Origin of the sequence: Parabacteroides sp. D25, from assembly GCF_000307475.1 — a bacterium.
GTDB classification, from domain to species: Bacteria; Bacteroidota; Bacteroidia; order Bacteroidales; family Tannerellaceae; genus Parabacteroides; species Parabacteroides distasonis.
Window position 1 is genome coordinate 509,951 of sequence record NZ_JH976500.1, and the last position, 22,037, is coordinate 531,987.

A 22,037-nucleotide genomic window follows, 5' to 3' on the forward strand; every position below is an offset into this window, starting at 1 on the left:
AAATGAAGAAACAGTTAATGACCTTCCTGTTGTGTGGCAGTCTGTTCGCTACGGCGCAGCAACCGGTAGATTATGTGAACCCCTTCATCGGTACGAGCAATTACGGTACGACGAATCCCGGCGCGGTTTGTCCGCAGGGTATGATGAGCGTGGTTCCTTTCAACGTCATGGGGTCGGAGAAGAACCGTTTTGACAAGGATAGTCAATGGTGGTCTACTCCTTACTCGGCAGACAATAAATTCTTTACGGGATTCGCCCACGGCAGCTTGAGCGGCGTGGGATGCCCGGAGCTGGGAGGTTTGCTATTGATGCCGACGACGGGCGAGTTGAACGTGGACTATAAGGCTTACGGCAGTGAGTACAAGGACGAGGTGGCTCACCCCGGTTATTATAGCAATACCTTGACCAAGTATAATATCAAGGCGGAGGCTACTGCCAGCATGCGTACGGGCTTGAGCCGTTTTACCTTCCCGAAAGGGGAGAGCCATATCCTCTTGAACCTAGGCGAGGGCTTGACGAACGAGACCGGCGCTACGGTTCGTATCGTGAATGATACGGAGATCGAGGGGAGTAAGCTTTTAGGTACGTTCTGCTATAATCCACAGGCCGTATTCCCGGTTTACTTCGTGATGAAGGTAAACAAGGCCCCGAAGAAGATGGGTTATTGGAAGAAACAACGTGAGATGAAGGGGGTAGAGGCCGAATGGGATATCTACTCCGGCAAGTATAAGTTATATACCAGTTATACCCGTGAGATGAGCGGAGACGATGTCGGCGTATGGTTCGATTACGATACGGACGAGGGCGAGGCTATCGAGGTGAAGATGGGTATCTCGTACGTGAGCATCGAGAACGCCCGCCTGAACATGAATACGGAGCAGCCCGGCTTCGATTTCGACAAGGTCCGTACGGCGGCTAGTACGATGTGGAACAAGGATCTTTCCAAGGTACAAGTGGAAGGGGGTACGAAAGACGAGAAAACGATATTCTATACCGGTATGTATCATTTGCTGATCCATCCGAATATCCTGCAAGACGTGAACGGCGAGTACCCGATGATGGAGAGCCTGAAAGTAGGCCATACCACCGGAAACCGTTATACGGTCTTCTCCTTGTGGGATACGTACCGCAACGTAAGTACCTTGATGACCTTGCTCTATCCGGAGCGTCAATTGGATATTATCCGTACGATGCTGGATATGTACCGGGAAAACGGTTGGTTACCGAAATGGGAGCTTTACGGACGTGAGACCTTTACGATGGAAGGCGATCCCTCGATCCCGTATATCGTAGACGCATGGATGCGCGGCTTGCGTGACTTTGATGAGCAAACCGCTTATGAGGCGATGCGTAAAGGCGCTACTACCCCGGGAGAGTTCAACCTGCTTCGTCCGGACGCGAACGATTATTTCAGCAAGGGCTATGTTCCTTTGCGTGAGCAATACGATAACTCCGTATCTCATGCGCTGGAATATTATATCGCCGACTGGAACTTGGCTAATTTCGCTCAAGCCTTGGGTAAGAAAGAGGATGCCAAGTTATTCCGTGACCGTTCTTTAGGTTACAAACATTATTATAGCAAGGAGTTCGGAACGCTGCGTCCGATCTTGCCGGACGGCACCTTCTACTCTCCGTTCGATCCGAAACAAGGCGAGAACTTCGAGCCTAGTCCCGGTTTCCATGAAGGCAACGCATGGAATTATACGTTTTATGTTCCTCACGATATCAAGGGACTGGCCAAATTGATGGGAGGCGATAAGAAATTTGTCGATCATTTGCAGAAGGTATTCGATGACGGCAATTATGATCCCGCCAATGAGCCAGATATCGCTTATCCTTATTTGTTTAGCTATTTCAAGGGAGAGGCTTGGCGTACCCAGAAGTTGGTCCGTCAGTTGTTGAAGGATTGCTATCATAACGCCCCGAACGGTGTCCCGGGTAACGAGGATACAGGCACGATGTCCGCTTGGGCTATTTTCTCCATGATGGGCTTCTACCCAGCTTGTCCGGGCGACGTGAACTATGTATTGACTTCCCCGACTTTCGATAAGGTTACGATCCAGCTCGACAAGAAATTCTATCCTAAAGGCGAATTGGTAATCGAGTCTAAGCATAGTAATCCGGAAGCGATCTACATCAAGGACGTTTTCGCCGGCGATAAAAAGCTAAAGGGCTACACCATCTCGCAAGAGGAATTGGTGAATGCCGGAACCTTGCGTTATATCCTCGAGGATACGCATAAGTAAGCCAAGATAAAGATATACCGAATTTGATATTTACCGGACGCAGATGACACCGACAAGCACGGGTGATCTGCGTCCGGTTTATTTATTTGATATCCTAAAACCATTTGATCTTCCTGAATATGAAAAAGGCCGTAGCGGATAGCAAGATCGAGAGCAAGATGATAACCACGAAACCATGCGGCATATCCTCCATGTAGATCGGGACGTTCATCCCGTAGAAGCTAGCGATTAATGTCGGAACCATTAAGATAATGGAAAGTGATGTCATACGTTTCATGATCGTGTTCACGTTGTTGGAGATGATAGAGGCGAAAGCGTCCATCGTACCCGTAAGAATATCGCTATAGATATTTACCGTGTTATGGGCCTGTTTCAACTCGATCTCCACGTCCTCCACTAAATCCTTGTCGATATATTGCGGCTCTTGGAAAATATTCTGGAGCTTGGCCAGCATCACCTCATTCCCGCGGATGGAGGTGTTGAAGAATACCATGCTTTTCTCCAGCTTCATCAACGCTAGCAGATCCTCGTTGCGGATGCTTTTCTCTAACGCCTTTTCCGCCTCGGTGACGGCGTAATTGATTTGTTTCAGGTATTTAAGGAACCATACGGCCGATGAGTGGATCAGCCGGAGGATCAACTCATACTTGTTTTTAATCTGGAGTTCCTTCCGTTGGGTATAGCGGATGAAATCGGGGATCAAGTCCGTCTTATGGTAACATACGCTTACGATGATCTCATTGTTCGTGATGATACCGATCGGCACCGTATTGAACGGGATGTCATGATCTTGGTTCTGCAACGGGATACGTAAGATGGTAAGCAACCAATTCCCCTCGTACTCGATACGGGGACGCTCGTCCGTATCGGCTATATCGCTCAAGAATGATTCGGGTACGTTAAATCGATCCATCAAGAATTGAAGATCTTCGGGAGTTGGGCACTCTACGTTTACCCAACTGTTAGGAAGCCATTGGTTCTTCTCCACATAACCGGCCTCACAATAAAGAAATTGTCTCATTATTGCCTCCTTTCGTGTTTAATCCGAGCAGAGGATCAATGAAACCCTCCGCCTCGTTAGTTCATACTCTGTTCTGTTTCTAGCGGGATACTGTCGTCCATAATTTGAAAATTACTTTTTACGGGTGCAAAGATAATACTTTTTTACGTAAGTAAAGTTATGTCGCTGTATGCTGACAGCAATATTGTTGCCAGTTTACGTTAGCATAGGCTTACTTCTCTGAGAGTATTGCGATACTTCTGGTAATAGTACTGGAGTACTTTCATGGAAGTACCCGAGTACTGCCTAAGAAGTACTCCAATACTTCTTAGGCAGTACTGGCCATCTATTCAATCCCGCATTTCCCCTCTTCGTTGAAGTAGAAGAAGAGCCCGGTATCTATGCTGACCGGACCATGGCTTCTCTTCCTCCCTTGAACTCGGCCATGGGGCGAGGCTCGTGGAGCCGGCTGGCGAAACGTGTGTATTCCTCATAATCTTCCGGGTTATCGGATAGGTAGAACGTGGCGGCCAAAGGATAATGGACGATGCCGGCGCCCTGTCCGGTGATGACGGTCTTGCGCACCCGGTACAATCCCGGAGGGTTTTCCTTGAGCTCAGGCAGCAAGGTGGCCGAGAAATCGTCTCTTGTCTCGTTAGGAAAGATCGGATAGCCGAGAGCGACGAAGGCGGTGGGTTGCGGGATTCCTTTCCATGCCCTCCCGTCGAAACGCTCGATGAAATACTCTTCGCCTCCCATCCCTTCCAGGTCGGTATGGTTGGTGATAGCGATCTCGATCCGCTCGATGTTGGTTGGGTAGACGTTCGGTCTTACTCGCATGGAGAAGTGGGTGGTGTCCATGCTGATAGCTTCCTCGGGTGGCCGGTCGTAAGGGCCTCCGCCGATCCGGATGAGGGGTGAATTGAATACGTAAGTCTTGAAAGCCTCCACATACTCCTTCTCCGCTATGATAAGCTGTAGGAAGACGGAGTCGTCCGTGTTCCAGAGGGAGGTCATGTTTCTACGGATCTTCCGTAGATGCGGGGGAAGGGTATCGTATTCCTTGCCGAAGAACGATTCTATGCTGTCCCGTATCTGCTTGGCGGTCCATCCTTCCGTGGAAACTGAAGATGCGGCATGGGTATCAGTTGGTAACGGTAGGGTATCTTGCCGTGCTATGGATTGGGAGTCGGCTGAGTAGTCGCTACTGTTTTCCTCTTTCTTTTGTTTGGTATGGCAGCCGTATAATAGGCAACCTCCCATGATAACTAATCCGATAAAATACGCTTTCATGATTCGACAGGTTTTAATTCCTAAATATAAAGAATCTTTTTCAGAAATGGGTAAAAGATATTACCTTTGACTCCCCAAATAGAAAGAATGATGGCAGAAGGAACAAGAAATACAGGAAGAGGAAGGAAAAAGCCTGTGGAGATGCTCCCCGATATGGGGCGTCTTCAGCCACAGGCCCGTGAGTTAGAGGAGGCTGTGTTGGGTGCGTTGATGCTGGAGAAAGACGCGTACTCGATCGTCAGCGAGATCTTGAAGCCGGAGTGTTTCTATGAGAAAGCGCATGAGAAGATTTATGCCGCTATCGTAGACTTGGCGTTGAGCCAGCGTCCCGTGGATATGCTTACCGTAACGGAGCAATTGAAGAAACGGGGAGAATTGGAGGATGTAGGCGGACCGTTCTATATCTCTCAACTTACCAGCAAGGTGGCCAGCAGCGCCCATATCGAGTATCACGCCCGTATCATCGCCCAGAAATATCTGGCGAGGGAGTTGATCTCTTTCACGGCGATGATCCAAGGAAAGGCATTTGATGAGACGCTCGATGTAGAGGACCTGATGCAAGAGGCGGAGGGCAAGTTGTTCGAGATCTCGCAACGTAACGTAAAGAAGGATGTCACCCAGATCAACCCCGTCATCAAGGACGCTATGGAGATGTTGCAAAAGGCGGCTCTCCAGAAGGAAGGTCTGAGCGGATTGCGTACGGGCTTCGAGGGGTTGGATAAGATGACTTCCGGTTGGCAGAATTCAGACCTTATCATTATCGCCGCCCGTCCGGCCATGGGTAAGACGGCCTTCGTCCTTTCCATGGCGAAGAATATGGCGGTGAATTTCAATACGCCTGTCGCCCTGTTCTCGCTCGAGATGAGTAACGTGCAGTTGGTAAACCGTCTGATCGTGAATGTCTGCGAGATACCGGGCGAGAAGATCAAGAGCGGACGCTTGGAGAGCTACGAGTGGGAACAGCTGGATTTTAAGATCAAGGAGCTTTACGACGCCCCGATCTTCGTGGACGATACCCCGAGCTTGTCCGTCTTCGAGCTGCGGACGAAAGCCCGTCGTCTGGTGCGTGAGCATGGCATTAAATGTATCATTATCGACTACCTTCAGTTGATGAACGCCAGCGGTATGAACTTCGGTAGCCGTGAGCAGGAGGTGAGTACGATCTCCCGCTCGTTGAAGGGATTGGCGAAGGAGTTGAATATCCCGATTATCGCCTTGTCGCAGTTGAACCGTGGTGTGGAAGCCCGTCAAGGCGTGGAAGGTAAGCGTCCGCAGCTAGCCGACTTGCGTGAGTCCGGAGCTATCGAGCAGGATGCCGATATGGTATGTTTCATCCACCGTCCCGAATATTATAAGATTACGGAAGACGAGCGGGGAAATTCCCTGATCGGTCTCGCCGAGATCATTATCGCCAAGCATCGTAACGGTGCCGTGGGGGATGTCCGGCTGCGCTTTAAGAGCGAGTTCGCCAAGTTTATGAACGTAGAGGAAGATATAGCGGTAAGGGAATTCTCCTCAACCATGAACGGTGGAGACCCGATGCCCCCGATCCCATCGGCGGGAGCTGACTTCTTGAGTCAAGGTAGCAGTAACGAGGTTCCGTTCTAATATAGCATGAATGAGCGAAAGAGGCGAAAACGTTTGCGGTAGATTTTTCGCCTCTTCTTTTCTGTTTCGTTGGCGAATCCGGTTCGAATCTTCTATCTTTGTGATTGAAAACAAATTACTGAATCAGCCATGACGAGACACTTAGTTCCGGTATCTATATACCTGTCGCTGTTGCTTAGCTGCAACTCGCCGAAAGAATACAAATCCTTTGATGAATACCCTTCCTATGAGGGAGACGATCTGGAGTTGTTCTATTCTCCCACGAAATCCGTGTTCACCCTTTGGGCCCCGACGGCGGAAGAAGTCCGCTTGAATCTTTACGCCTCCGGTGAAGGAGGGGAGCCTGTCCGCCGGTTGCCGATGAAATCCTCGGACAAGGGTACGTGGCGTATCTCCGTGAGCGAGGATCTGAAAGGCTCCTTCTATACCTTCCAGATCCGTATCGGCGATAAATGGCTGGATGAGACTCCCGGTATCTGGGCGAAAGCCGTCGGGGTGAATGGAAACCGTGCGGCCGTGATCGATTGGGCGGCTACCGATCCGGAGGGCTGGGAGGCGGATAAATCTCCCGAGTTGAAAAGCTTCTCCGATATTATCATCTACGAGATGCATCATCGGGATTTCTCGATCGCCGCGAACTCCGGCGTGACGCATAAAGGTAAGTTTCTCGCCTTGGCGGAGGAGGGCACGAAAGGGCCGGGCGGCGTGGCTACCGGCGTGGATCATCTGAAGGAGTTGGGCGTTACCCATGTCCATATCCTTCCTTCCTATGATTATGGCTCGGTGGACGAGACTCGCTTGCAAGATAATGTGTACAATTGGGGGTATGATCCCAAGAACTATAACGCCCCCGAGGGGAGCTATTCCACCGATCCTTACAATCCCGAGGCTCGTATCCGTGAGTTCAAGGAGATGGTGCGGGGATTGCACCGGAATGGTATCCGTGTGATCATGGACGTGGTTTACAATCATACCTTTGTGGGTGACGGGTCGAATTTCAGCTTGACCGTCCCCGGTTACTTCTACCGTCATAAACCGGACGGAAGCTATTCGGATGCCTCCGGCTGTGGTAATGAGACCGCTTCGGAGCGGGCGATGGTACGCCGCTATATCGTGGAGTCCGTGAAATATTGGGCCGAGGAATACCATGTGGATGGTTTCCGTTTCGACTTGATGGGCATCCATGACGTAGAGACCATGAACGAGGTAAAAGCCGAGTTAGCTAAACTAGATCCTTCCATCTTCGTATACGGCGAGGGTTGGACCGCCAGCGATTCCCCGCTACCGGAGGACCAGAGGGCGATCAAGGTAAACGCCCCGAAACTGAATGACGTGGCCGTATTTAGCGATGACCTGCGGGATGCTTTAAAAGGAAGCGTGTTCGAGACTACACAGGCCGGTTTCGCCTCCGGAAAGCCGGAAGGTAACGAGGAGTCTATTAAGTTCGGTATTGTAGGCGCTATCCGCCATCCGCAAATCGACTATAACCAAATATTATATTGCAAAGCGCCTTATGCGAACAAGCCTACGCAAGTGATCAACTATGTCTCTTGCCACGATGATCTTTGTTTGATGGATAAGTTGAAGCTCTCGGCTCCGAAAGACGCTACCCCGGATGAGTTGATACGATTCGGCAAGTTGGCCCAGACCATCATCTTCACCTCGCAAGGAGTACCCTTCATGCGGGCAGGAGAGGAGTTGCTGCACGATAAGAAGGGCGTACATAACAGCTATCAATCGCCCGATTCAATCAATGAGATCGACTGGTCTTTAAAGGCAAAAAACAAGGATGTTTTCAACTATTACAAGGATTTGATCGCCCTTCGTAAGTCGCACCCGGCTTTCCGTATCGCCACGGCCGAGGGAGTGAGGGAGGCCCTTCAATTCCAAGAAGTGAACCAGCCCGGTGTCGTAGCGTATACCTTAGGGGAGCATGCGAACGGGGATAGTTGGAAGAAGATTATGGTTATCTTTAACGGGAACCGGAAGGCGGTAACGGTTTCTCTGCCGGAAGGAACATGGGTTCCGGTTTGTAAGGATGGTCGGATTTATCTGGACGGTAAAGGTTCCGTACAGGGTAAAACTACCGTAAGCGCCTCTTCCGCCTTGATCTTGAAACAAGATTAATACGGAACTAAATCAAAGAAAATCCCCCGGGACATCTCGATGAATACCGAGCGTCCCGGGGGATTTTTTATTAAATCACTTACTTATCTGATTATTTGTAAGCCTCGCCTTTTACAGCAGCGATACCCGGAAGAACCTTACCTTCGATAGCCTCAAGAAGAGCGCCACCACCTGTAGAAACGTAAGATACGCCGTTAGCCAAACCGAATTTGTTAACGCAAGCAACAGAGTCGCCACCACCTACTAAAGAGAAAGCGCCGTTTTTCGTAGCCTCAACGATAGCCTCGCCAACCGTACGAGATCCGTGCGTAAAGTTCTCGAACTCAAATACACCCGTAGGACCGTTCCAAAGGATCGTCTTAGAGTTCTTGATAACGTCAGCGTAGATAGCCTCGGTCTTCGGACCTATGTCAAGACCTTCCCAACCATCAGGAATCTGATCTACCGGAGCGAAATCAGTCTTAGCGTCGTTGCTGAAATCGTCAGCGATCTTAGCGTCAACAGCCAATACCAAGTTTACGCCTTTTTCTTTCGCTTTCTTGATCAAATCAAGAGCAAGATCCAACTTATCGTCCTCGCAAATAGACTTACCGATCTTACCGCCTTGCGCTTTCGTGAAAGTATAAGTCATACCACCCGTGATGATCAAGTTGTCTACCTTGTTCAACAAGTTCTCGATGATCTCGATCTTAGAGGAAACCTTAGAACCACCCATGATAGCGGTGAACGGACGTTGGATGTCGTTCATAACCTTATCGACAGCCTTCACTTCCTTCTCCATCAAATAACCGAACATCTTGTTGTCCGTATCGAAGTAGTCAGCGATCAAAGCCGTAGAAGCGTGAGCACGGTGAGCGGTACCGAACGCGTCGTTTACATAGCAGTCAGCGTAAGAAGCCAATCTCTTCGTGAACTCTTTCTGGCTTTCTTTAACGGCTTTCTTGGCAGCCTTCTTCTCCTCGTCGGAAGCGTCTTCAGCCAAACCTCTTGGTTTGCCTTCTTCCTCAGCGTAGAAACGAAGGTTCTCAAGCAACAAAGCTTCGCCCGGTTGCAAAGCGGCAGCCTTAGCGCCGGCTTCTTCGCCAATACAGTCGTTTGCAAACTGAACATCTACGCCTAACAACTCAGAAAGGTGCTTCAATATGTGCTTTAAGGAGAACTTATCAGTAGCGCCTTTCGGACGACCTAGGTGAGAACCGATAATTACGCTACCACCATCCGCTAAGATCTTCTTTAATGTAGGAAGAGCGGCACGCATACGAGTGTCGTCGGTGATGTTGAAGTTTTCGTCCAATGGAACGTTAAAGTCAACTCTTACAAATGCCTTTTTGCCGGCAAAATTGAAATTGTCAATTGTTTGCATAACTATTGTATTTAATGTCTGTATTAAAATGTTCTTTTAATCGCTTGCAAACTTACACAAAATATTTCATTTGGCTGTTTGCGCTTGCTTTAAATTTTATACCAATTTGAAACGTAGCCGTAATCTCCCGTCGGCATAGTCGTAATTCAATAGCTTGAAATGTCCGATCTCGGATGTATTCGCCACGTGCGATCCGATACATGCGCAGGCATCGTAATCGCCTATGCGTACGATACGTAATGTATCGCTGGCATCATCGGGCAATTTACTTAAATCCACGATACCGCCGGCCTCTTCTTTCGGCATGAACTCGATGGTTACGGGCAGGTGCCGGTCGATCACCTCGTTTATCTTCTTCTCAACCTCGGCCATGACCTCCGCACTGGGCTCTTCCGCCAATAGATAATCGCATTTAGACTTCTTCCTCTCTATGTGCGCGTTCTTGGATCTGGGACACCCGAACATCCGTACCATTGTCTGGTTTAAGATATGTTCCGCCGTGTGCATAGGAGGATACTCTTGCTTGTTGTGCTCGTTTAATTGGATTTCTTGTTCCATATTAATTATTTTGATTGATTAAATTTACTACTACTTTTACCATGATGTCTTTCTCATGTGCGAAAAGTTCGCTTTCTCCGAATTTATCTTTTAGGCTTCGAATGGCTTCCATCGCATTCTCGTAGGTCGCTTGGAAACGGTCTCCTTTGATTGTCTCCTCTATCGTCAGTTGCTGATAATCATACTTATCCAAAGTATCAAGGGCATAGACATAATCGGTCACGACGGCTAATAAGCCTTTGGACTGATCGGAGGTCAACTGTTCTTGGTTCTTGAGCATATTACCGAGTATACGAACGATATCTTTTAGCTCTTGATAATGTTCTAGTTTTATCTTCTGGTTGATGGCATACCCCTTGATAAGATAGTCTTTCAATATTTTGTTGGCCCAGATACGGAATTGGATACCACGTTTGGATTTTACACGATAACCAACAGATATGATGACATCAAGATTGTAAAGTGTTGTTTCATACTTTTGGTCACCCTCAGAACCCATGTGTGCAAATTTTGCACATGTGATATGTTTTTCTAATTCTCCTTCTTTATATATATTATTAATATGTCGGCCAATGACAGTCCTGTCTTTTTGGAACAACTCACCCATCTGCGCTTGTGTCAACCAAACGGTTTCCTTCTCCATCTTTACATCCAGCTTGATTTCCCCATCTTCCGTTTGGTAAATGATGATATCGTTTAAGGCTGGGTTAAAATCTGCCGTATGCATGGGCGGATACTTTTGCTTGTTGTGCTTGTTCAGTTGGATTTCTTGTTCCATTATTTTATATGTTTTGATTATATTTCTTGAAATCAGGCCAAATGTACGAAATAAAATAGTATCATGCGTGAAAAACGACTTATGAGCATGATATACGGGTACATTAGAGTAAGCAGTGACAAGCAAACGGTAGAAAATCAACGTTTCGAGATCAATAAGTTTTGTGAGCGGGAAAATCTGAAAATTGATGGTTGGATAGAGGAGACCATTAGTGAAACAAAATCGTACAACAAACGTGAGTTGGGTAAGCTTTTAAACCAAGTGAAGAAAGATGACTTAATCATCTGCGCCGAACTATCCCGCTTGGGGCGTAACCTTTTCATGATAATGGAAATCCTGAACATCTGTATGACCAAAGAATGCCGTGTATGGACTATAAAAGATAATTACCGCCTTGGTGATGACATTCAAAGCAAGGTGCTTGCTTTTGCCTTCGGTTTGTCGGCAGAGATTGAGCGTAACTTGATTTCGCAACGGACAAAAGAGGCTTTGGCCCGATTGAAAGCAGAAGGAAAACATATCGGGAGAATAAAGGGGAGCAAGAATAAACGGAACAAGTTGACAGGGAAAGAACTATTACAGAGATGTTGGGCGAGGGATTAAGCAAGAGCCAAATCGCAAAAAAATTAGGAATCAGCCGAAACACACTTTATTTGTATCTAAATGCTGTTCCATAATAAGGGAGGTTTGATAATGACAGGTGGTTTATGTTTGGACGTTCGCAAGGGATAAACTTTGGAGACATACCAAAACTGCTTGCTCCCGAAATCTCATTGGGTGGTAATTTTGTGTTCGATACAAACTGTGGATATTATATCACAAATGTACGCGGAATATCTTTTTCCTTATAATAAATCCGGTATTATCTATATGAATTCTTGCTCGATAGCCTATGGATTCTTGTTCGCATACTGCAGAGAAAACGCATGAATGCCAATTAAAATATACGATGGATAAATAAATAGTTGTTTAAGCTCTTTTTGAAAGCATATCTCGTTTACCTCCATTATCTTTGCTTTCAAAAAGACATACATGGATAAAGCGGGGAAAGACTTTTTGATAAACGACGAGTTGGAAAGACATCTTGAAAGCATGTACAATGCTCTGGGAGAGATAGACTCACGGCAGGAATCCAAGGTGGTACACCGGGCAGGAGTGATCATGATGTCGGCATTAATCGGGGTGTTTGCCAACTGCCAGAGTTGGAATGAGGTTGCGGACTTCTCGGCGGAACGTATCGATTTCATTCGAAAGTTCTTTCCTGACATCCAAAAGGCCCCGTCGCATGACACGCTCAGGCGTTTCTTTTGCCTGGTCTGTCCCAACGCCCTTGAGCGGCGTTACCGTGCGTGGGCCTTGAACATGCGAGAAAATCTTGCCACCTCAAAGGAAGAGGGATTAGTGGAGGAGGGAATCGCCGAGGAGAGGGAAAAGAAGCCGTTCCGCCAGATAGCCATAGACGGGAAGACCATAAAAAAGGCCATGAATGAAAGACGGAGACGGGATGAGGATGGTTTCTTCATGACACAGGAAGAGCGCTCCAATGATAAGCTTCACATCGTCAGCGCGTTTTCTGTTGACGACTGCCTCTCGTTGGGACAAGAGCGGGTGGATAAGAAGGAGAACGAGATAGTTGCCATCCCAAGGCTCTTGGACGATTTGGATATCTCGGAGGGAGACGTGGTGACCATCGACGCCATGGGAACCCAAAAAGATATCGTCTCGAGAATAGCCAAGAAGAGAGCCGGTTATCTGCTGGAGGTTAAAAAGAACCAAGCCACATTGTGGGAAACCATCGCCGGTAACATGAGAGACTTCGAACGTATCCCACTTCCCAATGAGGTGTATAAAGTCCACAAGGAGGGGGAGAACGGGCATGGGTTTGTCTTCCTTCGTGAATGCCGTGTATGCTCCTCACTACATTCCTTAGGAAAAATATACAAGGATTGGGAGAACTTGAGATCCTACGGCCTCATCCGCACGGAACGTGTAGACGAGGCGACAGGGGAAAGTGCCGTGGAGACGCATTACTTCATATCCTCATTGGAGAACGATCCCGAGAAAATCATGCGGGTCAAAAGAAAGCACTGGGGGATAGAGAACGGTTTGCATTGGCAACTGGATATCACATTCAAAGAGGATGATGGCCGCATGGAATGAAGATTGCCTATATGATTTAATAACACGGTGGATTTATGCGTTTTAATTCATGCGTTTTCTCTGCACATATGTGATTATCTTTGTGTATAGGGGAAAATGGTTTTCTTACTAGTAAAACAACATTATATATAGCGATTATGGCGAGATACATCAAGCAAGAGATGAACGATCTTGACGGGACGGGCGAGAAACGAGTGTACTATCGGATGAAGATAGAGCAAAACGTGGATATGGAGCATTTCGTGGAGCAGATCACCTATCCCGGCTCGGGACTGAGCAAGGGCAACGTGTTGCAGGTGATGACGATGGTGGCGGAGCGTCTGGCTTATTGCATGGCAGATGGGCATTCTGTTACGCTTGAAGGGATCGGTACGTTCACGCCTAAGTTGGGAGTGGTGAAAGATAAGGAGAGCGATACCTTGGATGGGGATGATCCGAAGCGGAACGCTCGTAGTCTGGAGGTGAACGGTGTCGGCTTCCGGGCGGATAAGGAACTGGTGCAGGAAACCAAGCTGCGTTGCGATTTGAGTCGGGGCGGTATCGTCCGAGTACGGAAATCCCCTTTCAGCGAGGAGGAGCGGCGGGAGAGGGCTTTGGGCTTTTTGGCGGAGCATCCTTGCATGTGCTTGCAAGATTATATGTTTATCACGGGCTTGAAGCGTACGACCGCTTCCTTGGAATTGCGCCGCCTTGGCGCTGACCCGGAAAGTGGAATAACGATATCGGGCAGGGGAAACCATCGGGTATATATATTGAGGAAAGCAGGAGAGCGGTAAGGGAAAATGAAAAATCCTTCTCTCGTAACCTTTGATAAGAAGATCGACGGGAGAAGGATTCTCAAGTGACTCGCATAGGATTCAAACCTATAACCTTCTGATCCGTAGTCAGATGCTCTATTCAGTTGAGCTAGCGAGCCAATCTGTAAATGAATTTGAATATTCAAGTGACTCCTAAAGGATTCAAACCTTTAACCTTCTGATCCGTAGTCAGATGCTCTATTCAGTTGAGCTAAGGAGCCTAGATATATTCTATTGCTATCTTCGAATGGTGACCGCGACAGGATTCAAACCTGTAACCGGCTGATCCGTAGTCAGCTACTCTATTCAGTTGAGCTACGCGGCCATTGTTTCGTGATTGCGAGTGCAAAGGTACGTTTTTGTTTTAAATATGCAAACGTTTCGACTACTTTTTTGCGAATTTAATCTAACATTTTTGGATTGAAGATCAGATAACCAATGTTTAAGCCAAAGTTGAAATTCTCCTTCGGATAACTGTATCCGTTGGCGTACAGACTAATACATAAGAATGGCAATTGCAATACGACCGCCGCTTCACCCATATAATTAAACGAGTGCAAAAACTTACCATAATGCGGGATTCCGACATACGGGTTGTTTTCCGGCACCGTCTTTTGTATTTCATAGAGCGGAGCGAAGCCATACATATCCAACCGGAAGTGCAGAAGCTTGCTTAACTTCAAGATCGGGGAAAGCCCGAAAGCCACATATTGGTTCGCCCGGAACGCCTCGTTGAATACAATCTCGCTATGGGGTGTCGGGGTAAACGCCGGGGCCTGTAATACGCTAGCCGTATAGTTATTCATGAGGTTCTTGCTGGATATGACCATTTCCGCCAAATAACCTAAGTTGAAACGGTTGCTCAGCGTCTGGTATTGGTTCCAGCGCCCTTTCAGTTGCAGCCAGCTATGCACTTTGCGACCAATCGGGGCTTCCGTCGTGGCGGAAGTGGGGGATGGAGTGTACTTCTCCGTACCGGTTACGTATTGGGCGATTAGGAATTGCTGTTTTCCGCTTATCGGGTATTGTTTGGCGTTGAGTGAGTTTTGCTCGATACTTAACGAACCGCTGAATAAATCGTACCAGCTATGGTCGAAAGAGGCGTTCGGGAAAGGTATCGTGGTGCTCTGCAAATAGAAATCGTTCAACCGTCCGTAGGCGAACCCGATCTCCGCTTTCGCGTGGTTGAGGAAGGGGAAGCCTAATTTTAGTTTCATGTACAGTTCTTTCTGCTTAATCATGGCGGGCACTATATCCTCATAAAAGAGGGATTGGCTTTCCGTGTATTTCTTGTCCGAGAAGACTCCTTGCCAATTTAAATAAGTGGGGATTTGCGTTTGCAGGTACATCCGGCCACTCAACATGACACCACTAAAGGAGTTACCCACTTGAAAGTTCGAGTTTACGTCGGCGGCGAACCGTCCCAGATATTGATACCCCAATCCTAGGTATAATTGATTCGCTTGATGAGACGATACGTTTCCACCGAAGCCAACCGTGATCTCTTCTTTCATCTTCACGTCCAGGTAAAGATCGAATTTCTTCTCTTTCCGGTTATAAACGGCATGCGGCATGATTTCCCTAATCTTGGAATAGGTCAGCATCTTGAAATAAGCCCGCTTGAACTCTTCCATGGAGAACTCGTTATTGATATCCCTGTGTAATTGGGCCTCTATGTATTTACGCTGGGCCTCGGATACGCCCGTCACGTAAATATTGCGGAAGATCAGCGGGGGAAGGTTCTCTTTATAGGCTTTCCTTCTTTCGGTAACCTCATTTAAAGGCACTTCCCGGGGAACCCGTTGCTTGATGGAGTCGATCATGGAAAGGGTACGTTTATACCCGATGTCCATAAGCTCCTTACCTTTCTGGAAATCCAATAAGGAGACGGTGGGGAAACTGAATTTAATCATCATGCCATCTTCTTCCGGTACCTCATAGTCGGTCTTTTGCATGATCATGGTCTCGATCTGGTTATAAGGATTCTCCGAAGGCTTTTTATTCCCTCCCGATACCGTCGATCCGAAAATGAAATCCGGGTGGAACGCATCTTTCATCGGGCCTACCGGGAAATTATCGTAGATACCTCCATCAAATAAAGGAATACTGTCTTTCCATATGGGCTGGAAGAAAAACGGGAAAGTCATGGAGGCACGTACGGCGTCTCCCAGATCCCCATTCTTAAAGATGATCGGCTTTTTGGTATATATATCCGAGGCCACGCAACGGAAAGGGACAAACAGGTTGTCGAAATTCCATCCCGCCTTTGCCGTCGCCTGCGAGAACAAGGCCATGAACGCCTGATTCATCTGTATGGGATTGATCAAGCTTTGCGGTAAGAAGCTAGCCTTGATCTGTAGGGAATCGGACATATCGATGGAGAAATGCGCGAATTCCGGGGTCGGGTAAGGCTCCTTGAAATAATAGGTATATTGCTCCTCCACCGTACCTGTTTGCCAATAGGAGAACTCCTTGGAAAGCATTAGCTCCAGCATCTCCTCGGGGGAATACCCCATGGCGTATAAACTACCGATAATCGCCCCGATGGAGGTACCGGTAATGTAATCGATCGGTATATTATTTTCTTCCAGCGCCTTGATCACTCCGATATGTGCCGCTCCTTTGGCACCGCCGCCACTGAGTACCAACCCTACTTTCTGGGCGGAAACAATTTGAATGGCTGCAAGGAATAAGGCTATGATAACGGTTATTTTTCTCATATGAACCCAATCTGTTTTTCTTCTCCAAATGTAAGAAGTATTTCTTTAGAAACATAAACATTTTGTTTTTTCGTATTGTTGAGTTATCAATACAATTAAAACAGATGATGTTATGAAAGAAAAAGATTTAAACAGGGAAGAACGGAATAAAACCGTTATGGAGACCGGTGCTTTGGTCATGGCTGAGTTTTATGCGGATTGGTGTCCTCATTGCCAGAGAATGATGCCGATCGTGAAGGAGTTCAAGGAATTGGAGAAAGGAAAATTAGAAGTAGTACAAATCAATATCGAGGAGGAGAGCGCTCTTGCCGATTTGTATACGGTGGAATCGGTTCCTACTTTTATCCTGCTACGGAAAGGGGAGGCTTTGTGGAGACAATCCGGCGAGATGAGCTTGGATAGGTTACGGAAAGTGGTCGAGGATGTCGTGAGCTGAAACTAAAAAAACCGTTCCCCCGAGAAGGAACGGTTTTTATATATGTGAGGATTGGTTTATCCGATCAGTTCTACGCTACGTTTGATGAATTGGCTTAGGGCCTCTCCTTTCAACATACCGTTTCCTAGCAGGGCAAGGTCGATCAACTGACTAACTGTCTTGTTCGTGCCGGCGTACTCGGCGAGAACTTGGTTGCGTTGCTCACGAAGCTCATCCAGCTTATGGTCGGTGTTGGTCATATCCTCTTTCTCTTGCGCCGTGATCTCATCTTCTTTCTTTTTGCTTTGAGCCTCACGTAAGTCGGCTTGACGAGCCTCCCATCCTTTGATATCGCCAAGGATCGGTTTTAACTTCTCGTCGCAAGCTTGCTCCTCTTCAGTTAATACTTTCTTGATCAACGGATGATCCGTATTCAATACGAAGTTGAAGCTATCCGGCATCTCGCCATAGAAAGACATACCCGGTTGCATAGCGGACATCTCACGCATTCTTCGCATATACTCGCTTTGTGTCAACATGACAGGGTTCGCGTTTTCGCCCAATGCCTCGAATGTTACGTAGAACTCGGTCTTGTTCAATTTCGGCATCTGGCTCTTGAATACTTCCTGCATGGCCGTTTTCTGCTCCTCGCTCAAAGTAACCTTGTTCGCATCTTCCTTGCGGATCAAGTTATCGATCGTATCGCTATCCACACGAACGAAGCGGCTCTTCTCGAATTTCTGCTCCAATTGTCCGATCAAGTGTACATCCAATTGTCCGTCCATATCCAAGACGCTGTAACCTTTGTCCTTTGCGGCTTGTATATAGCTGTATTGCTCGTCTTTATTGGTGGTATACAGATAGATTAAGTTACCCTCTTTGTCTGTCTGGTTGTCCTTGATTAAGTTCTTGTATTCCTCGAAAGTGAAGTATTTGCCCTCGACGTCCTTGAATAAGGCGAACTTAACCGCGCGGTCGTAGAACTTCTCATCAGTCAACATACCATATTGGATGAATAGTTTCAAGCTATCCCATTTCTCCTCGAACTGCGGACGGTCGTTCTTGAAGATCTCTTCCAAGCGGTCTGCCACCTTTTTGGTGATGTGGTTGGAGATCTTCTTCACGTTCTGATCGCTTTGCAAATAGGAACGGGATACGTTCAACGGGATATCCGGCGAATCCAACACACCATGCAATAATGTCAAGAACTCAGGAACGATACCCTCTACGGAATCCGTAACGAATACTTGGTTGCAATATAACTGGATCTTGTTACGATGCAAGTCGATATTGCTCTTGATGCGAGGGAAATATAAGATACCGGTCAAGTTGAACGGATAGTCTACGTTCAAGTGAATCCAGAACAACGGCTCATCCGTCATAGGATATAAGTCTCGATAGAACTTCTTGTAATCCTCGTCGGTCATATCGGCCGGTTTGCGAACCCACGCCGGTTTGGTGTCGTTGATTACGTTATCTTCGTCCGTATCTACATATTTGCCATCCTTCCACTCTTGCTTCTTGCCGAACGCGATAGGAACCGGTAAGAAACGGCAGTATTTTGTCAATAAGCCATTGATCTTATCCTTGTTCAAGAAATCCTTGTTCTCGTCGTCGATATACAGGATGATATCGGTACCGCGATCCTCTTTCGTCGTTTCCTCCAAAGAGTATTCCGGCGTACCGTCGCAGCTCCATTTCATGGGAACAGCGCCTTCTTTGTATGATTTCGTCACGATCTCTACTTTCTTGGAAACCATGAAAGAGGAGTAGAAACCAAGACCGAAGTGACCGATGATAGAAGCGGCGTCGTTCTTGTATTTCTCAACGAACTCCTCGGCGCCGGAGAAAGCGATCTGGTTGATGTACTTATCGATCTCCTCGGCTGTCATACCGATACCCCGGTCAGAGATCGTGATCGTTTTGTCATCGAACTTAACCTGTACGGTCAAATCGCCGAGTTCGCCTTTAAACTCGCCTACGGAAGAAAGCGTTTTTAACTTTTGGGTAGCGTCTACCGCATTGGAAACAAGTTCACGAAGGAAGATTTCGTGATCACTGTATAAGAACTTCTTGATAATCGGAAAGATGTTTTCCGATGTTACTCCGATGTTACCTTGTTTACTGCTCATAGTCTGAATATCTTATTATTTTATTGTTATTTTGTGCGTATTCCTATCTTGATCATTCTCAAGATCCGCCTATTCCTATACAAAACGAATGCCAAAGTGTTTCGGATAAACTATAAATGACAAAAAGGCAGATGCCGGCTGATAGATTTGCAGCCGGGCATAGTTTGATCAAACCATATCATCTCCTGTCTTGGCGAATGTAACACGGATGGTTTTATGGAATGGGATAAAGCGGGATACGATCGCTATGAATAAGGAGATGACTAATAAATACCCCAGTATCTCTTTTAACGCCAATAATAAGCTTTGTTGCTGTAACGTATTATAGAGTGTACTGGTAGCCATTTGCGCTGCCTCGTCGTAGGGATGCCCTTGGGTCAAGGCATTGCCAAGCGCTTGGTTATAGCGTGAGGCGGCTAGAGGATCGGCCAGCGTAACGGTTTCTGATAAGGAATACATATATTTTTGTTCCAAGCGATATAGTATATTACTGTAAAAAGAAGTCGCCATGATGGGGGATAATACTGAACGGAAAATGATGAGAAAGAAAGCGTTTGACAATAAATATTTAGGATTTAAATCTTCCACGGCAAATAAGGCGAAAGCTATGATTAGAATCATCATGCCCAATCCCCTGAGGAATATAGGAAAGTAGAGCATCTCGTATCTGCTATCCGGTGAGATCCCGAAATAAAGGCTCCCGAAGAACAGGACGAAACAACTCATTCCTCCCGCTATCAAGAAACGAAACCGCCAACGTTGCCACCGGAACCACCAAAAACAGATGAACGCCCCCAAGACATATCCCGGAAGCAAATAAGTATAAAGGGAATAGGTATGGGTACTGTCTACCTTTAAGATACTAGTCAGGTAACTAGTCAACAAGGTAGTAGAAGTACTGAAAAACATGACAAGCATCATATAGAAATAACCGATAATAGCTTTCGGCTGGTATAAAGGCGCCAGATTCACGTACGGACGTTCCGAATGATATTGATACCAAATAAATAAAGCGATCAATATCGGGGCGATCATGATATAAAGGCAAATCTTGGGGGATGCCATCCAGTCGAGTACTTTCCCGTAATTAATGACATACATAAGCATTAACAATCCGGTGGATATGATGAACATTTCCCGGATGTGTAGATCGGCCAAGGGGATGGACTTGATCGGCCGGTTATGGCGGAAGCAGATGATTACCATTACTATGGCCAATAAAATCATTAGCATCATGAAGTAATACATATATTTCCAGTCGTAATGGTAGGCTAACTGTGCGGTAACAAGCATGGATGCTTGTCCCCCTCCGAAAACAAAAGGATAGAAGTAGGAATAGAATTGGCTACGTATATTTTTAGGGCTGAATATCTTTTGTGCGTACCGGATAAACCACAGCATGAGAAACCCTTTCAGGAAACCGATCGCGAAACTACAGACGATCAATATGTCGGCGTTCTGGGAGCGGGCACAGATCCAGCTTAGGAAGAACTGGGCGACTAAATCCGCCAACAATAAGAATTTGATGGAGAAGGCTTCTAATATCTTCGGAATAATCGGATAGGATACCGCCATTCCCGCCGCTGCCGCGTAATATCCCATGGTTATATCCTCGGTGTTCGTGCCTAGCGTGTTTGATACCTCCAGCATACTGCCGGTGTACGAACCGTTTAGCATCGTAACCGGAAGAATAACGATGAAGATGCAAATCAATCCTAACCAGTCCGGCACCCATTGGCGGATCGGTGCCCCAAGCTCTTTCATCGTGATCATTTGCGTAAGGCTTCTGTTTCAACCATCATGCCTGCTCTTAAATATTGCGTATCTTCTTGCGATAGATTTTCCAAATCTATCCGTACCGGGATACGTTGTTGTACCTTGACGAAGTTTCCGGCGGAATTGTCGGTCGGGACCAATGAGTATTTGGAGCCTGTGGCGTCGGAGATTGCGGTTACCTCCCCGTTGAATATCTTTCCCGGCAATGCGTCTACCTTGATACGTACTTTCTGCCCGATATAGATGTGGGGGATCTGGGTCTCCTTGTAATTGGCCGTGATCCATTTGTCTTTATCTCGTACGAGGTAGGATATCGTTTGTCCGGCTTGCACGTATTGTCCGGGCTCTAAGGTCCGTCTGCCTACATGACCGTCGTAAGGGGCGGTTATAACGGTATAGGAAAGGTTTAACCTCGCTAAATCCAGATCCGCTTCTTTTCGTAAGATCGCCGCCTCGGCTCCTATTGTCTTCTTGCTGGTTTCGGTGAATTGGGAGAAAGCGGCTTTCTTTTGTTCCACCAACGCCTGATATCGGGCTTGCGCCGCCTCGAAAGCGGCCTTGGATTGCTCGTATTGTTGCTCGGGGATCGATTCTTCTTTCAGCAGCCGCTCAAATCGGTGATAATCCTGTTCCAGTTGCCAAAGCTTGGCTTTAGCCTCGGCGATGTTGGCGTCTTGTACGGCGATGTTCGTATGGGAGGTCTCGATACCGGAACGAAGTACGTCTTGTGATCCTTGGGCGTCGATCAACGCGGCCTCTGCCTCTTTTACCTTGATCCGATATTCCCGATCGTCCAATATGAGAAGTGTGTCCCCTTGGTGAACGTACTGGTGTTCCTTGAAACGGACCTCTTTTATGTAGCCGGAGGCACGTATATTTAGTGGGGCGATATATTGGTCCACAAAGGCATCGTTTGTCACCTCATAATTGATGTAACGCCAGAAATAATTGGCTGTCCACCAAATGCCGGAACCGGCTAAAAGGATACATATGGAGTTTAATACTATATTCCGTGTCCTTACTTTCTTTAGTCTTTGATGTTTCTCTTTTAATTCGTTTGCCAT

15 protein-coding genes, 3 tRNA genes and 1 pseudogene are annotated in these 22,037 nt (G+C 47.1%); 7 read left to right on the forward strand and 12 right to left on the reverse strand.

Features of this window, described 5'->3' with window-relative positions; translation table 11 throughout:
- Positions 1-2 precede the first annotated feature (2 nt).
- Positions 3-2,246, forward strand: a complete 2,244-nt coding sequence (locus HMPREF0999_RS01975) for a GH92 family glycosyl hydrolase (RefSeq protein ID WP_009275047.1) — start codon at positions 3-5, stop codon at positions 2,244-2,246.
- A 94-nt stretch (positions 2,247-2,340) separates the two neighbouring features.
- On the opposite strand, the gene HMPREF0999_RS01980 is transcribed toward HMPREF0999_RS01975, so the two are convergent.
- Together HMPREF0999_RS01980 and HMPREF0999_RS01985 are read right to left on the reverse strand one after the other, a co-directional pair.
- Positions 2,341-3,267, reverse strand: a complete 927-nt coding sequence (locus tag HMPREF0999_RS01980) for a magnesium transporter CorA family protein (protein ID WP_008772410.1) — start codon at positions 3,265-3,267, stop codon at positions 2,341-2,343.
- 378 nt (positions 3,268-3,645) lie between these two features.
- Positions 3,646-4,539 (reverse strand): immunoglobulin-like domain-containing protein, encoded by an 894-nt coding sequence (locus HMPREF0999_RS01985; RefSeq protein ID WP_009275048.1) that lies wholly within the window; start codon positions 4,537-4,539, stop codon positions 3,646-3,648.
- 90 nt (positions 4,540-4,629) lie between these two features.
- Here HMPREF0999_RS01985 and dnaB point away from each other — a divergent pair, with 90 nt between their 5' ends.
- Together dnaB and pulA are read left to right on the forward strand one after the other, a co-directional pair.
- On the forward strand, positions 4,630-6,147 hold the full coding sequence (gene dnaB, locus HMPREF0999_RS01990; protein ID WP_008772408.1) for a replicative DNA helicase: 1,518 nt from the start codon (positions 4,630-4,632) through the stop codon (positions 6,145-6,147).
- A gap of 129 nt (positions 6,148-6,276) precedes the next feature.
- A complete protein-coding gene (gene pulA / locus HMPREF0999_RS01995) occupies positions 6,277-8,274 on the forward strand; it encodes a type I pullulanase (protein WP_005857667.1) in 1,998 nt (665 codons plus the stop codon).
- A gap of 91 nt (positions 8,275-8,365) precedes the next feature.
- Here pulA and HMPREF0999_RS02000 read toward each other — a convergent pair whose 3' ends face one another.
- From HMPREF0999_RS02000 to HMPREF0999_RS02010, 3 genes are all read right to left on the reverse strand, one after another.
- The gene (locus HMPREF0999_RS02000; protein ID WP_005862970.1) at positions 8,366-9,637 is read right to left on the reverse strand and encodes a phosphoglycerate kinase; all 1,272 of its coding nucleotides are present in this window, start codon (positions 9,635-9,637) and stop codon (positions 8,366-8,368) included.
- 96 nt (positions 9,638-9,733) lie between these two features.
- Entirely contained in the window at positions 9,734-10,195 is a 462-nt protein-coding gene (locus HMPREF0999_RS02005; RefSeq protein ID WP_009275049.1) for a hypothetical protein, read from the reverse strand.
- A 1-nt stretch (position 10,196) separates the two neighbouring features.
- Positions 10,197-10,973 carry a virulence RhuM family protein gene (locus tag HMPREF0999_RS02010; RefSeq protein WP_009275050.1) on the reverse strand — a complete coding sequence of 259 codons (777 nt, stop codon included), beginning with the start codon at positions 10,971-10,973 and terminating at the stop codon, positions 10,197-10,199.
- 87 nt (positions 10,974-11,060) lie between these two features.
- Between HMPREF0999_RS02010 and HMPREF0999_RS02015 the strand changes: the two are divergent.
- From HMPREF0999_RS02015 to HMPREF0999_RS02025, 3 genes and pseudogenes are all read left to right on the forward strand, one after another.
- Positions 11,061-11,650, forward strand: a pseudogene (locus HMPREF0999_RS02015) (master DNA invertase Mpi family serine-type recombinase).
- A 355-nt stretch (positions 11,651-12,005) separates the two neighbouring features.
- Positions 12,006-13,133: an ISAs1 family transposase gene (locus HMPREF0999_RS02020; RefSeq protein ID WP_009275052.1), complete on the forward strand. Its 1,128-nt coding sequence runs from the start codon at positions 12,006-12,008 to the stop codon at positions 13,131-13,133.
- A 137-nt stretch (positions 13,134-13,270) separates the two neighbouring features.
- Positions 13,271-13,909, forward strand: a complete 639-nt coding sequence (locus HMPREF0999_RS02025) for a hypothetical protein (protein ID WP_009275053.1) — start codon at positions 13,271-13,273, stop codon at positions 13,907-13,909.
- Between the two features lie 66 nt (positions 13,910-13,975).
- Here the strand turns inward: HMPREF0999_RS02025 and HMPREF0999_RS02030 are convergent.
- The 4 genes from HMPREF0999_RS02030 to HMPREF0999_RS02045 form a co-directional block, all read right to left on the reverse strand.
- A tRNA-Arg gene (locus HMPREF0999_RS02030) sits at positions 13,976-14,049 on the reverse strand.
- Positions 14,050-14,077: 28 nt separating this feature from the next.
- A tRNA-Arg gene (locus HMPREF0999_RS02035) sits at positions 14,078-14,151 on the reverse strand.
- Between the two features lie 27 nt (positions 14,152-14,178).
- Positions 14,179-14,255, reverse strand: a tRNA-Arg gene (locus HMPREF0999_RS02040).
- Positions 14,256-14,331: 76 nt separating this feature from the next.
- Positions 14,332-16,650 carry a patatin-like phospholipase family protein gene (locus tag HMPREF0999_RS02045; protein ID WP_009275054.1) on the reverse strand — a complete coding sequence of 773 codons (2,319 nt, stop codon included), beginning with the start codon at positions 16,648-16,650 and terminating at the stop codon, positions 14,332-14,334.
- Between the two features lie 112 nt (positions 16,651-16,762).
- Here HMPREF0999_RS02045 and HMPREF0999_RS02050 point away from each other — a divergent pair, with 112 nt between their 5' ends.
- Positions 16,763-17,086, forward strand: coding sequence for a thioredoxin family protein (locus HMPREF0999_RS02050; RefSeq protein WP_009275055.1), 324 nt, complete (start codon positions 16,763-16,765; stop codon positions 17,084-17,086).
- A 56-nt stretch (positions 17,087-17,142) separates the two neighbouring features.
- Here HMPREF0999_RS02050 and htpG read toward each other — a convergent pair whose 3' ends face one another.
- From htpG to HMPREF0999_RS02065, 3 genes are all read right to left on the reverse strand, one after another.
- Positions 17,143-19,197 (reverse strand): molecular chaperone HtpG, encoded by a 2,055-nt coding sequence (gene htpG / locus HMPREF0999_RS02055; RefSeq protein WP_008772401.1) that lies wholly within the window; start codon positions 19,195-19,197, stop codon positions 17,143-17,145.
- Positions 19,198-19,365: 168 nt separating this feature from the next.
- On the reverse strand, positions 19,366-20,970 hold the full coding sequence (locus HMPREF0999_RS02060; RefSeq protein WP_009275056.1) for an MFS transporter: 1,605 nt from the start codon (positions 20,968-20,970) through the stop codon (positions 19,366-19,368).
- Positions 20,967-22,037, reverse strand: coding sequence for an HlyD family secretion protein (locus HMPREF0999_RS02065; RefSeq protein WP_009275057.1), 1,071 nt, complete (start codon positions 22,035-22,037; stop codon positions 20,967-20,969). Before HMPREF0999_RS02065 ends, HMPREF0999_RS02060 begins: the two co-directional genes overlap by 4 nt.